Genomic DNA, 13,688 nt, shown 5'->3' on the forward strand with positions numbered 1-13,688 from the left:
CGGCGAACGCGATGTTAAGGGCGAAAAGTATGAAGCACGCTCCCGGCCCGATAGGGCTCTATGACCCGCAGAACGAGCACGACTCCTGCGGCGTTGCCTTTGTTGTCGACATGCATGGACGACGCAGTCGCGACATCGTCGACAAGGCCATCGCGGCCCTGGTGAACCTCGAACACCGAGGTGCAGCAGGAGCCGAGCCGAACACCGGTGACGGTGCCGGAATCATGATCCAGGTACCGGACAAGTTCTTCCGTGCCGTGGTCGATTTCGAGTTGCCACCGGAAGGCTCCTACGCCACCGGTATCGCGTTTCTCCCGCAGGGTTCCGGCGACGCCAAAACGGCTGTCGACGGTGTCGAGAAGATCGTGGAGGCCGAAGGTCTCACGGTTCTCGGCTGGCGTGACGTGCCCACCGACGAGAGCTCGCTCGGTGCGCTGGCCCGTGACGCGATGCCGACGTTCCGGCAGATCTTCATCGCCGGCGACAGCAGCGGCGACGACCTCGAACGGCGTTCCTACGTGGTGCGCAAACGGGTCGAGACCGAGCTGGGCAACAAGGGCGCGGGCCAGGATGGCCCCGGACGCGAAACCGTGTACTTCCCCAGCCTTTCCGGCCGCACCTTCGTCTACAAGGGCATGCTCACCACCCCGCAGCTGCGCGGCTTCTACGTCGACCTGCAGGACGACCGGGTCGAGAGCGCGCTCGGACTGGTGCACTCCCGCTTCTCCACCAACACCTTCCCGAGTTGGCCGCTGGCCCACCCGTTCCGACGCGTCGCCCACAACGGCGAGATCAACACCGCCACCGGCAACGAGAACTGGATGCGGGCGCGCGAGGCGCTCATCGACACCAGCGTGTTCGGCGAGGGCACAGCGGAGAAGATCTTCCCGGTTGTCACCCAAGGCGCCTCGGACACCGCGCGTTTCGACGAAGTGCTCGAGCTCCTGCACCTCGGTGGCCGCAGCCTTCCGCACGCGGTCCTGATGATGATCCCCGAAGCGTGGGAACGCCACGAGTCGATGAAACCCGAACACCGGGCGTTCTACGAGTACCACTCCACGTTGATGGAGGCCTGGGACGGACCGGCGTCGGTGTGCTTCACCGACGGCACCGTGATCGGCGCGGTGCTCGACCGTAACGGCCTGCGCCCCAGCCGTATCTGGGTCACCAAGGACGGACTCGTCGTGATGGCGTCGGAGGTGGGCGTTCTCGACATCGACCATTCCGACGTGGTGCAGAAGTTGCGTCTGCAGCCGGGCCGGATGTTCTTGGTGGACACCGCAGCCGGCCGCATCGTCGACGACGCGGAGATCAAGGACGAGCTCGCCGCCGAACACCCGTACCAGCAGTGGCTGGACGAGGGCATGCTGCACCTCGACAAGCTGCCCGGACGGCCGCACACCCACATGCCACACGACCGGGTCCGGCTGCGCCAGCAGGTCTTCGGGTACACCACCGAAGAAGTCGACCTGCTGGTCTCACCGATGGCCACCACCGGTGCCGAGCCCATCGGCTCGATGGGAACCGACACCCCGCTCGCTGTGCTCTCGCAGCGCCCGCGCATGCTGTTCGACTACTTCCAGCAGATGTTCGCGCAGGTCACCAACCCGCCGCTGGACGCCATCCGTGAAGAGGTGGTCACCAGCATCGGCGTGAGCATCGGCCGTGAGGCCGACCTGCTGAACCCCGGGCCCGAGTCGTGCCGCCAGATCGTGCTGCCCCAGCCGATCCTGGACAACGATGACCTCGCCAAGCTCGTGCACCTCGGTGACAACGAGCAGTACGCCGATTACCGCAGTGTGCAGATCCGCGGTCTCTACCCGGTCGCCGAGGGCGGCGACGGCCTGCGCAAGGCGCTCGACAACGTGCGTACCCAGGTGTCCGAGGCAATCGCGGACGGCGTCCGACTGGTTGTCCTTTCCGACCGCGAATCGGACGAGACCCTGGCACCCATCCCGTCGCTGCTGCTGGTCTCCGCGGTGCACCACCACCTGGTGCGGGAGAAGACCCGCACCCAGGTCGGCCTGCTGGTGGAGGCCGGCGACGCCCGAGAGGTGCACCACATGGCCGCGCTCGTGGGCTTCGGTGCCGCGGCGATCAACCCCTACATGGCTTTCGAGACCATCGAGGACATGTCGGTGCGTGGCGCCCTGGGCGACCTCGACTACGAGACCGCGCGCAAGAACTACATCAAGGCCGCCGGCAAGGGTGTTCTCAAGGTGATGTCGAAGATGGGCATCTCGACTCTGGCGTCCTACACCGGTGCACAGCTGTTCCAGGTCATCGGCATCAATCAGGACACCGTCGACGAGTACTTCACCGGGTTGCGGTCGCACCTCGGTGGTATCGGCCTCGACGACATCGCTGCCGACGTCACCGCACGCCATCAACTGGCGTTCAATCACCGGCCCGAGGAGCGCGCACACCGCGAGCTCGAGGTCGGTGGCGAATACCAGTGGCGTCGCGAGGGCGAGTACCACCTGTTCAACCCCGACACGGTGTTCAAGCTGCAGCATTCCACCCGCACCGGGCAGTACTCGGTGTTCAAGGAATACACCAAGCTGATCGACGACCAGTCGAAGAAGATGGCGTCGCTGCGCGGGTTGTTCGAGTTCAACTTCGACGACCGCGACCCGATCCCCATCGACAAGGTCGAGCCTGCCAGCGAGATCGTCAAGCGGTTCTCGACCGGCGCGATGAGCTTCGGCTCCATCTCGGCCGAGGCCCACGAGACCCTCGCGATCGCGATGAACCGACTGGGTGGGCGCTCGAACTCCGGTGAGGGCGGCGAGAATCCGAGCCGTTTCGAACCCGACGAGAACGGCGACTGGCGTCGTAGTGCCATCAAGCAGGTGGCCTCGGGCCGTTTCGGCGTGACCGCGCACTACCTCACCAACTGCACCGACATCCAGATCAAGATGGCGCAGGGCGCGAAGCCCGGTGAAGGTGGACAGCTCCCGCCGCACAAGGTGTACCCGTGGGTCGCCGAGGTGCGCGGCTCCACACCCGGCGTCGGCCTCATCTCGCCGCCGCCACACCACGACATCTATTCGATCGAGGATCTCGCCCAGCTGATCCACGACCTGAAGAACGCGAATCCGTCGGCAAGGATTCACGTGAAACTTGTGTCGGAAGTGGGTGTCGGCACCGTCGCGGCAGGCGTCTCGAAGGCGCACGCGGACGTGGTGCTGATCTCCGGTCACGACGGTGGCACCGGCGCGACGCCGCTCACCTCGGTCAAGCACGCCGGTGGTCCCTGGGAACTCGGCCTGGCCGAGACCCAGCAGACGTTGTTGCTCAACGGACTTCGCGACCGCATCGTGGTCCAGGTCGACGGCCAGCTCAAGACCGGCCGCGATGTGGTCGTGGCCGCGCTGCTCGGTGGCGAGGAGTTCGGATTCGCGACTGCGCCGCTGGTGGTCTCGGGTTGCATCATGATGCGCGTCTGCCATCTCGACACCTGCCCGGTGGGCGTCGCGACCCAGAACCCCGTGCTGCGTGAGCGTTTCACCGGCAAGCCCGAGTTCGTCGAGAACTTCTTCATGTACATCGCCGAAGAAGTGCGCGAACTGCTGGCCCGCCTCGGCTTCCGCACGCTGCAGGAAGCCGTCGGCCAGGTGCAGATGCTCGACACCACGAAGGCGCTGCAGCACTGGAAGTCGGCCAAGGCAGGAAAGCTCGACCTGTCGGCGATCCTTACCCAGACCGATTCGCCGTTCATGAATCAGGACCTGTATTGCTCTGGCAGCCAGGACCATTCGCTGGACAAGGCGCTCGATCAACAGCTGATCACACAGGCTCGGGCGGCGATCGATTCGGGTGAGCGCGTGTCGTTCACCTCTGAGATCGCCAACGTGAACCGCACCGTGGGCACCATGCTCGGGCACGAGATCACCAAGGCGTACGGTGCCAACGGCTTGCCCGACGGCACGGTCATCATCGATTTCCACGGCTCCGCCGGAAACAGCTTCGGTGCGTTTGTGCCCAAGGGTGTGACGCTGCGACTCAAGGGCGACGCCAACGACTTCGTGGGCAAGGGCCTCTCGGGTGGCCGGATCGTGATCGCTCCGGCGGACAACGCGCCGGAAGGCTTTGTCGCCGAAGAGAACATCATCGCCGGCAACGTCATCGGGTTCGGCGCCACCTCGGGCGAGATCCTGCTCCGGGGTGTGGTCGGCGAGCGTTTCTGCGTCCGCAACTCGGGCGTCACCGCTGTCGTCGAAGGCGTGGGTGACCACGGCTGCGAGTACATGACAGGTGGTCGCGTGATCGTGCTCGGACCGACCGGCCGCAACTTCGCCGCCGGTATGTCCGGTGGTATCGCGTACGTCTACGACCCCGACGGCGTACTGGAGAGCAATCTCAACACCGAACTGGTGCAACCGGAGCCGCTCGAGGACGAAGACCTCGAGTTCCTGGAAGGCATCGTGAACAAGCACCGCAACGAAACCGGTTCGCCGGTGGCCGCTCGTATCCTCGAAGACTGGGAGAGCAACGTCGGCCGATTCGTGAAGGTGATGCCGCGCGATTACAAGCGAGTCCTGCTCGCTATCGCCTCAGCCGAGAAGGACGGGCGCAACGTGGACGAAGCAGTGATGGAGGCCGCACGTGGCTGACCAGAAGGGCTTTCTCAAGCACCCCGAACGTGAACTGCCGCAACGGCGGCCGGTCCCGCTGCGACTCATGGACTGGAAAGAGGTCTACGAGGACTTCGATCGCGACAAGCTTCGCGTGCAGGCCAGCCGATGCATGGACTGCGGGATCCCGTTCTGTCACAATGGTTGTCCTCTCGGGAACCTGATTCCCGAGTGGAACGACCTCGTGTACAAGGACCGTTGGGCAGATGGCATCGACCGTCTGCACGCCACCAACAACTTCCCGGAGTTCACCGGTCGGTTGTGCCCGGCCCCCTGTGAGGCGTCGTGCGTGCTGGGCATCAACCAGCCTGCCGTCACCATCAAGCAGGTCGAGGTCGAGCTCATCGACAACGCCTTCGATGAAGGCTGGGTCACGCCGGTGCTGCCGACCGAGAAGACCGGCAAGTCGGTTGCGATCGTCGGGTCAGGCCCTGCGGGTCTCGCTGCGGCGCAGCAGCTCACGCGCGCCGGGCACGACGTCACCGTCTTCGAGCGGGCCGATCGGATCGGTGGTCTGCTCCGCTACGGCATCCCCGAGTTCAAGATGGAGAAGCACCACATCGACCGCCGTCTGGACCAGATGGTCGCCGAGGGCACCCAGTTCCGTGCGGGTGTCAACGTCGGTGTTGACGTGACCGTCGAACAGCTCAAGGCCGACTTCGACGCGGTGGTGCTGTGCAACGGCTCCACCAAGGGCCGCGACCTGCCGATCCCGGGCCGTGAACTCGATGGCATCCATCAGGCGATGGAGTTCCTGCCGTGGGCGAACCGGGTTCAAGAGGGCGACGACGTCGTCGACGGTGACGGCATGCCGCCGATCAACGCCAAGGGCAAGAAGGTGATCATCATCGGTGGTGGTGACACCGGCGCGGACTGCCTCGGTACATCGCTGCGTCAGGGCGCCGAGATCGTCCACCAGTTCGAGATCATGCCGCGCCCGCCGGACGAGCGCGCCGACTCCACTCCGTGGCCCACGTACCCCCTGATGTACCGGGTGTCCTCGGCCCATGAAGAGGGCGGTGAACGCGTATTCTCGGTGAACACTGAGCAGTTCATCGGTGAAGACGGCAAGGTAACCGGTTTGCGTGCGCACGAAGTCGTGATGAACGCCGGCCGTTTCGAGAAAGTCGAAGGCAGTGACTTCGAGCTCGAGGCCGACCTCGTTCTGCTGGCCATGGGCTTCGTCGGACCCGAGCGCGAGGACTTCCTCGACAAGCTCGGCGTGGAGTACAACGAACGCGGAAACGTCAAGCGCGACGACAACTTTCAGTCGACGGTCCCCGGCGTGTTCGTGGCCGGCGATGCCGGTCGCGGTCAGTCGTTGATCGTGTGGGCGATCGCCGAAGGACGGTCCGCGGCTGCCGCTGCGGACAAGTTCCTCACCGGCGCCACCCTGCTCCCCGCACCCATCGTTCCCACCCTGGCACCGCAGCGCTGAAGGTGCGGGATCGCTCCCGACCTGTCAAGATGAATCGGAACACGCCTGTGTTCTGATTGGTATCGAGCTGTGATAAGCAGTTTTGCTCGGGAGGAAAAGTTCATGCGGGTGGGCACTGTTCTTGGTTGGCGGCGACAGCGTGGACGCCGCACACGCGCGATGACAAGTGTGTTGGCAGCAGCTGTGGTGACGGCCGGCGCATTGAGTGCAGTGTCGGCACCCACCGCATCGGCTGATCCCGCGGGCTGTCCAGAGCTCTACGTGCTGGCCATTCCCGGAACCTGGGAGAAGTCGGCCGACGCCCAGATCCGCGGAATGCTCGCCTACCCCACGACCGGCCTCGGCGGCGAGACCCAGACCCAGCTGGTCGGGTACAACGCCACCGCCTTCCCCTGGGAGAACGGTGGTGCCGTCTACGGCGAGTCGAAGGCGCAGGCCGTGGCCAACGCCGAAGGCCTGGCCATCACGATGACCAAACGGTGCCCGGGTACGAAGGTCGCCCTGATCGGCTACAGCCAGGGTGCTGACGCAGCCGGTGACCTCGCCGCCGACATCGGGACCGGCCGGGGAGCCATCGCGCCCGCCAAGTTCGCCGGCGCGGTGCTGATCTCCGACCCGCGCCGTTCCAAGCAGGATGCGCTCATCGGACCGGAGCTGTCGGGCGAGGGCAACGGCGGGCCACGTCAGGGCGGGTTCGGATGGGTGAAGAACCGCACCTTCACCATCTGCGATCCGGGCGACCAGTACTGCAACATCCCCCGGGACTACTACGTCTCCCGCGTGGTCGGGTACCTGGCCGAGACCAGCAACCCGAACCCCGACATGTTCGCCCAGTACCAGGCCGAGGCTGCTGCGATCTTCAGCGAACTGGTCACCCGCGGCGGACCCGGTGCCGTACTGAACGAACTCAGCAACGAGAAGGCCCGTTCGCAGATCATTGCGTTCAACCGCTTCATCGAATCGGGCTCGCACACCAACTACGGCAACTTCCAGGTGCAGCCGGGCGTCACCGCACTGCAGTGGGCCCAGAACTACCTGGCCGGCCTGGCCTGACGTACTTCCTCCGGTTTTGGTCACTTCCTCCGGTTGCAGTCGGAGGGTTTGGCTGGAGTCGGAGGGTTTGCCGGGCCGGCGTTCCCTCCGGTTTCGACCACTTCCTCCGGTTGCAACCGGAGCGTCTGACTGGAGTCGGAGGGTTTGGCGGCACCTGCCCGCCCGCCGTGTTACCCCTGGGGAAGATGTGACTCGCCCGCGTGGCAACCCGAATCCGGACATCTCCGGGCGTAGCGTGACGTTCACCACATTGTGGCAGCAACACCCCTGGTGGGGCCTGTGCAGAGGTAACGACGCGGCGGGCCGTCACGACACACAACGCGAAGGTACGGATGTTCAAGGGTTTCGGCTCTGGACGATCGCGGTACCCAGAAAGTTATCCGCTGCACTAAACAGGACGTGATCAGTCGTGAAACTGGCGAAGTCGCACAACAGCCGCCGCACCCCACTACTCGGACGACACCCGCACATTTTCGGTTCGGATGGGCTGATCGCACATCGACGACTCGCGCGAATGCTGCCCGAAGAGGGCGAGCGTCTGGTGACAGTCGCCGACCTGAGGAACTTCAACCTCTGATCGATCCGGCTGGGGACTACCTGTCGGCGATCGCGCGGGCGGCGAAATCCTCGATCAGCCCGGCGGCGACATCGGGCTGCTGCACGATGAAGAAGTGGCGCGCGGGAATCACGGGCGCGTAGTCGGCGCCGAGGAATCGGGCGTACCGGGCCTGCTTCCAGTTCCAGATCAGTCGGACCGGTGTGCGCCGACCGGGCAGCGCGGAGACAACCAGAGTCGGCGCCGTGAGAGGCATCGTCCGTCGCATGGCCACCAATTCTGAATTGAGCACCCCAAACGCGACCTGCTCGACGAGAAGTGCTCGTGGATAACGACTTCCGCCCAGAACCTCCGCGATCCAGTGGCGCTGTTCTGCTGTGTACCCACCCGGTGGCCCGGGCGACGTCGCGATCGCATGGCCGCGGATGCCGGCCGACCGGGGAAGCCGCAGAGCCTTGATGAGGTGTGCGGTGAGGTGCGCCAACCGGTTGCTGAGGCCCGGCGGCACCATCTGCAGGGGCAGCATCACGTACGACCCGTCGAGCATGATGACTGCGGCCACCCGCTCCGGCCGGCCGCGGGCGAATCCCTCCGCATAGAGAGACGCCAGCGAATGCCCCGCGACCACAACGGGTTCGGTGACCCCGACCGCGTCCAGCAGTTCGTCGATCCGCCGGTTCTCGTCGTCGATCGACGGGATCTGGCCGGGAGGGAGTGGATCGGACAAGCCGTAGCCGGGCCGGTCGTATCGGATCACCGTCCATTGGTCGCGGAGCAGTTCGGCGAGGTGATCGAAGTCGAACCAGTTGCCGCCGAGTGCGGCCAGGAGAAGCAGTGGTGGACCCTGGCCCTCGACGACCACATGGGTGCGCAGGCCGCAGATGGTGAAGAACGCGCCGGGCGGCTGCAGCTGCATCGAGCCATTCTATGCCGGGCTCACCACTCGGCACGGCCGGCGGACACTGGTCAGGTGGGTGGTTGCGGTCGAAACGGTCGTTGCTCGTCCGGGCCCTTCTGCACGATGAGAGCGCTGGACGGCGGCACCTCGTGCCACAGCCCGGGAAGCGTGACCAGCGGTTCGGACACCACCACGCGGGCTTCCTCCGAGAAGTGCGCAAGACGTTCGTTCTCCGGGTACAGCTCGCGAACCGACTCGACGTCGCCGCTGACGTACAACGTGTTGACCACCGGGCCGCTCGCGTAGCGCACGGCGTAGAGCCGCTCACCGTCGGTGAGCCCGATCGTCATCTGAACAGGCTCGGATATGCCCTGCGATGCCGCCAGCGCTTCGATGTGACCGGCCATCCGCTCCAGACCGCCGAGTGGATCGTCCTGCAGCCCGAAGGTCAGCGCGAGGTAGAACATCACCTCCGAATCCGTTGATCCACCGATGCTCTCGAACAGGTCCGGTCGCACGGCGAGGATGAGGTCGCGTCGGAGACGTTGGAAGTCGGCGATGAAGCCGTTGTGCACGAACATCCACCGCCCATACCGAAATGGATGGCAATTCGTTTGCTGCACTGGGGTACCGGTGGCCGCCCGCACATGTGCGACGAACAACGACGATCGCACCGTCGCCGACAGCTCGCGAAGGTTTTCGTCACCCCAGGCGGGGGCGGCGCTACGGAACAGCGTGGGCCGGCCCGCCTCGCTGTACCAGCCCAGTCCGTGACCGTCGGCGTTTGCGGTGGGAACATCGGGCGCAGCAAGGCGACTCTGCTGAATCAGGGAGTGCTCGGGGTCGTAGAGAAGTTCTTTGGGATTGATCGGATTCCCGTAGTAGCCGAGCCAGCGACACATGGGTCATCTCGTTCTCTGAGCGCCGGAGGAGGTGGGTGCAGCGGTCAGGGCGTTCGTTGTTCGCGACCGCCGACGAGATCACGCATCCGGTCACGACGACCGACGTACAGCTCGAACCGGCGCTCGGCGCGCTCGAGCTTGCGTTCAGAGTAGAACCTGCGCGCCCAGTACGAGGTCGGATGAGCCAGCCGCAACGCGCCGATCAACCCGAGTAGTGGCACCGGCAGCCCGATCAGTCCTGTCGCGAGCTTGCCCTTGAGCAGACAGATCACCGAGTAGGCGACGTGCACGAGCACGATCGCCGCTGTGATGGCCACGCTGGTGCTGGACGGATTGCCCTCGTCGATCCCGCCGAGGGGAGTGGTGCCGACAAGCATCGCCACACCGAACACCGTCGCGATCATCACCGCGTCGATCGACTTGCGCCCCTCTTCGGACCAGTACACGTCTTCCAGATGCAGCCACAGCGCGAACTCGTCGAGCGCGAGGGCGGCGCCGATCCCGAACGCGGCGGCCAGCACCTCGCGCCACGGCGGGTCGGGCTGGAACCGGAACTCGAGCAGCCCGGCGGTGAGGATCAGCAAGATGCCCCACACCTGGTGGTGGATGTGTACTCCACCGATGTAGATGTCGTTCACCGGTCCGCCTGACGAGGCCTCGGCATCGTCCGGCGTGTTCTCACTCCGAGCCCGGATGGATCGGGTGATCCAACGCGTGATGCCGTAGGTCACGATGAAACCGACCAGGGCGAACACGGCCGCAGACCGGCCTGTCTCGACCACGTGGGTCATGTACCAGTTCAAGCGTCAGCCTTCAGAGCGGTCACTTCGGCTTCGCGAGTGGGAACGCGAGCGTCTCCCGGATCGACTGTCCGGTGAGCAACATGACGATGCGGTCCACTCCGATGCCGAGTCCGCCCGTGGGGAACATGCCGTGTTCGAGGGCCTGCAGGAAGTCCTCGTCGAGTTCCATCGCCTCGGGGTCGCCGCCCGCGGCGAGCAACGACTGTTCGGTGAGCCGCCGGCGCTGCTCCACCGGGTCGGTCAATTCGGTGTAGGCCGTACCCAATTCGACACCCCACGCCACCAGGTCCCAGCGTTCGGTGACGCCGGGGATGGTGCGGTGCTGACGCGTCAACGGTGACACCGACGTCGGGAAGTCCTTGTAGAACGTCGGGAACGTGGTCTGGTCTTCCACCAGGTGCTCGTACATCTCCAACGCGACCTGACCGGCATCCCAGTCGTTGCGGTAGGGGATCTCGTGCTTGTCGCACAGTTCCTTGAGGTACTCCACCTCCGAGTACGGGGTGACCTCTTCGCCGATCGCCTCCGACACCGCGCCGTGCAGTGTCTTCACCGGCCACTCACCGGAGATGTCGACCTTCTCGATCTCCCCGTCCTTGCCCTCGATGTAGACCACCTGCTCGCCGTGCGCGGCGACCGCGGCGTTCTGGATCATCTCGCGGGTGAGGTGCAGCATGCGGTCGTAGTCGCTATGCGCCTCATACGCTTCCAGGCTGGTGAACTCCGGGTTGTGCTTGAAGTCCACACCTTCGTTGCGGAAGTTGCGGCCCATCTCGAACACGCGCTCCATGCCGCCGACACACAGCCGTTTGAGGTAGAGCTCGGGAGCGATCCGCAGATACAGATCGAGGTCGTAGGCATTGATGTGTGTGCGGAACGGCGCGGCGTTCGCGCCGCCGTGGATCTGCTGCAGGATCGGCGTCTCCACCTCGAGGTAGTCGCGGCCGGAGAGGTAGTCGCGCATCGACTTCACGATGGCGCTGTGCACTCTCATGAGTTCGCGGGCTCGGGGATTGATGGTCAGGTCCACGTACCGCTGACGCACTCGCGCCTCGGGGTCGGTGAGCCCACTCCACTTGTCCGGCAACGGATGCAGACACTTACCGAGCATCCGCCAGTCCTTGGCCAGCAGCGACAATTCGCCCTTGCGGCTGCGCCCCACCACTCCGCTGACCTCGATGAGGTCGCCGAGGTCGACGGTGCTTGCCAGGTCGAGGGTTTCCGGCTTCAGTGCGCTCGCATCCACGAGTACCTGCACGTCCCCGCTCCAGTCGCGCACATCGCAGAACACGACCTTGCCGAAGTCGCGCATGCGGATGACGCGGCCTGCCACCCGGGCGGTGGTCCCTTCAGGCGCGCTGACGGCCTGCGCGATGGTGTGGGTGGGCGGATAGGCGGGCGGATAGGGGTCGACGCCGGCAGCGGTCAGCTGTTCCAGTTTGGCCAGACGGACGCGGACCTGCTCGGGACGCCGCGGTCCGCGATGCTCGGCCTTCTCCTCGCTGGCGATCTCCGCGGCGATCACGTCGATGTCGACACCGGGCGGCACCGAGGAGGCATCACCGGTGAAGTCGTTGCCCTGCCCGAACTTCGGCAGCTTCACAAATCCTTCGTTGACCACCGCGGCCAGGCCTACTCGCGGGATGGTGCGGCCGTCCTCGAAACACAGGAACCGGGGAACCCACTCGGGGTGGTACTTGGCGTTCGACTTGTAGAGCGATTCCATCTGCACGAACTTCGACGCGAAAGTGAGAGCGCCGTACATCGCCCGCATGATCGGGCCGGCGCCGATCTGGCCGCCTTCTTCGAACACCACACGGAAGGCTGCGAAGTTCATCGAGATGTCGAGGATGCCGAATGCCTCGGCGTTCTCGGCGAACTCGGTCACCATCGTCTCGACCAGTCCGTTGATCGAGTCCCGGTCGCGGCGCATCACATCGAGCGATGCGCCGGTCTGGCCCCAGGGGACAAACGAGAGCATGCCGACGACCTTCTCATTCGCGGTGCCCGCGTCGCGCACTGCTTCCACGAGAATGGACCGGCCGTCCGCAGGGTCACCCAGACGCCCCAGCGCCATCGAGAAGCCGCGTTCTTCGTCTGTGTCGCGCCATTCGTCGGCGCGCGCGATCACCGCGGCCATTTGTTCGGGGGACAGATCCTCGTGGCGGGCGATACGCACGGTGATGCCGGCGCGCTTGGTGCGGGCCACCGACTGACGGACGGCCTTCATCTCCGGTCCGTTGAGGTTGTACCCGCGGGTGTGGACGATCGCCTCGTCGCCGATGTTGAGTGTGGTGAATCCGGCAGCGTCCCACGCCTCCGCGCCGGTGGCACTCACGCCGATGGCGCCCGGATGCCAGCCGTACCGGTCGCAGATCTTGAGGAACTCCGCGATGGCGTCGGGCCAGTAGCGCTTGTCGCCCACGGGGTCTCCGCCGGCCATCGCGGTGCCGACCTCCACCCGATAGGTGATCGCAGCCATGCCGTTGGGAGCGAAGACAACCGCCTTGTCGTGGCGGGTGGAGAAATACGCCAATGAGTCGTCGCCGCTGAAGCCATCGATGAGCAGCCGCAGCAACCTCTCGTCGGTCGCGGTCATCGAGTTGTTCGACCGCTGCGAACGGAACAGGATCAGCGCCGCGGCGATGAGCGCCAGAGCGCCGAGCAGACCCAGGAACGTCTCGACGGGTGCATAGGAATGGTGCTCGTCGAAGTCGGTCGAGAGGTCGACAGACCCGAACGTCACCACATGGTTGATCGCGTAGGGCAGTCGCTGGGAGGCGGTGAGGGTGTGGGGGAAGATCTCGACGAGCGCCCAACCGATCAGCGAACCGATGACCAGGCCGGCGACCAGCACGCCGGCAGCGCGCCAGAGAGCGCCACGGCGCACACGGGTATAGAACTGCCGATAACTCGCGATCAAATACATCAGGGCAAACACGTGCAGGACGACGCCGATGCAGATATTGATCCGCACCACGGTGTTCACGCCGTTTTCCGACGATAACGGCTCGAATAGGTAGAGCGCATTTCCGATGGCATAGACGGCGACGTACGCCACCGTGATCCACCACGCGATCCGCTTGCGGGATGCGAGTGCAAAGGCGAGCAGTGCCAGAACGAACGCCCAGGCGAAGCTGGTGTCGGGTGCGGAGATCAGATAGTTGTCGACGTAGTCGCGAGGCACCTCGGTGAGGCGCCGGAACTGCAGGGAGATGCTGCTGAGCAGCGAGATGGCGGCGAGGACGCCCGCAACCCAACTGACGTACCGGGGCGCGTTCTTGAACCATCCCGCAGGTGGGACCAGGCGAGCCGGCCGACGGGGCGCAGGAGTTGCCTGGCTGCTCACATCGATTGAGTCGACCGTGGTTTCGGGTGAATCGACGCTCACAGGTGTTGCC

General features: G+C 65.2%; 8 protein-coding genes. 4 read left to right on the forward strand and 4 right to left on the reverse strand.

What is annotated here, in order from left to right; all coding sequences use genetic code 11:
- Positions 1-29: 29 nt before the first annotated feature.
- The 4 genes from gltB to ACVWY6_RS16895 all read left to right on the forward strand — a co-directional run bounded on the left by gltB (position 30) and on the right by ACVWY6_RS16895 (position 7,705).
- Complete coding sequence (gene gltB, locus ACVWY6_RS16880) at positions 30-4,616, forward strand: glutamate synthase large subunit (RefSeq protein ID WP_457539568.1); 4,587 nt, start codon at positions 30-32, stop codon at positions 4,614-4,616.
- Entirely contained in the window at positions 4,609-6,075 is a 1,467-nt protein-coding gene (locus tag ACVWY6_RS16885; protein WP_023955144.1) for a glutamate synthase subunit beta, read from the forward strand. Before gltB ends, ACVWY6_RS16885 begins: the two co-directional genes overlap by 8 nt.
- A 159-nt stretch (positions 6,076-6,234) precedes the next feature.
- Positions 6,235-7,128 carry a cutinase family protein gene (locus ACVWY6_RS16890; RefSeq protein ID WP_457539570.1) on the forward strand — a complete coding sequence of 298 codons (894 nt, stop codon included), beginning with the start codon at positions 6,235-6,237 and terminating at the stop codon, positions 7,126-7,128.
- 409 nt (positions 7,129-7,537) lie between these two features.
- Entirely contained in the window at positions 7,538-7,705 is a 168-nt protein-coding gene (locus ACVWY6_RS16895; RefSeq protein ID WP_157366776.1) for a hypothetical protein, read from the forward strand.
- Between the two features lie 16 nt (positions 7,706-7,721).
- On the opposite strand, the gene ACVWY6_RS16900 is transcribed toward ACVWY6_RS16895, so the two are convergent.
- From ACVWY6_RS16900 to lysX, 4 genes are read right to left on the reverse strand one after another with little or no spacing between them, the layout of a single operon-like run.
- Complete coding sequence (locus tag ACVWY6_RS16900; RefSeq protein WP_457539572.1) at positions 7,722-8,600, reverse strand: alpha/beta fold hydrolase; 879 nt, start codon at positions 8,598-8,600, stop codon at positions 7,722-7,724.
- Positions 8,601-8,650: 50 nt separating this feature from the next.
- Positions 8,651-9,484 (reverse strand): class II glutamine amidotransferase, encoded by an 834-nt coding sequence (locus ACVWY6_RS16905; protein ID WP_457539574.1) that lies wholly within the window; start codon positions 9,482-9,484, stop codon positions 8,651-8,653.
- A gap of 44 nt (positions 9,485-9,528) precedes the next feature.
- A complete protein-coding gene (locus ACVWY6_RS16910) occupies positions 9,529-10,287 on the reverse strand; it encodes a hypothetical protein (protein ID WP_211339041.1) in 759 nt (252 codons plus the stop codon).
- Between the two features lie 19 nt (positions 10,288-10,306).
- Positions 10,307-13,636, reverse strand: coding sequence for a bifunctional lysylphosphatidylglycerol synthetase/lysine--tRNA ligase LysX (gene lysX, locus ACVWY6_RS16915; protein WP_457539576.1), 3,330 nt, complete (start codon positions 13,634-13,636; stop codon positions 10,307-10,309).
- Between the last annotated feature and the right edge of the window lie 52 nt (positions 13,637-13,688).

This window comes from Williamsia sp. R60 (assembly GCF_054063855.1).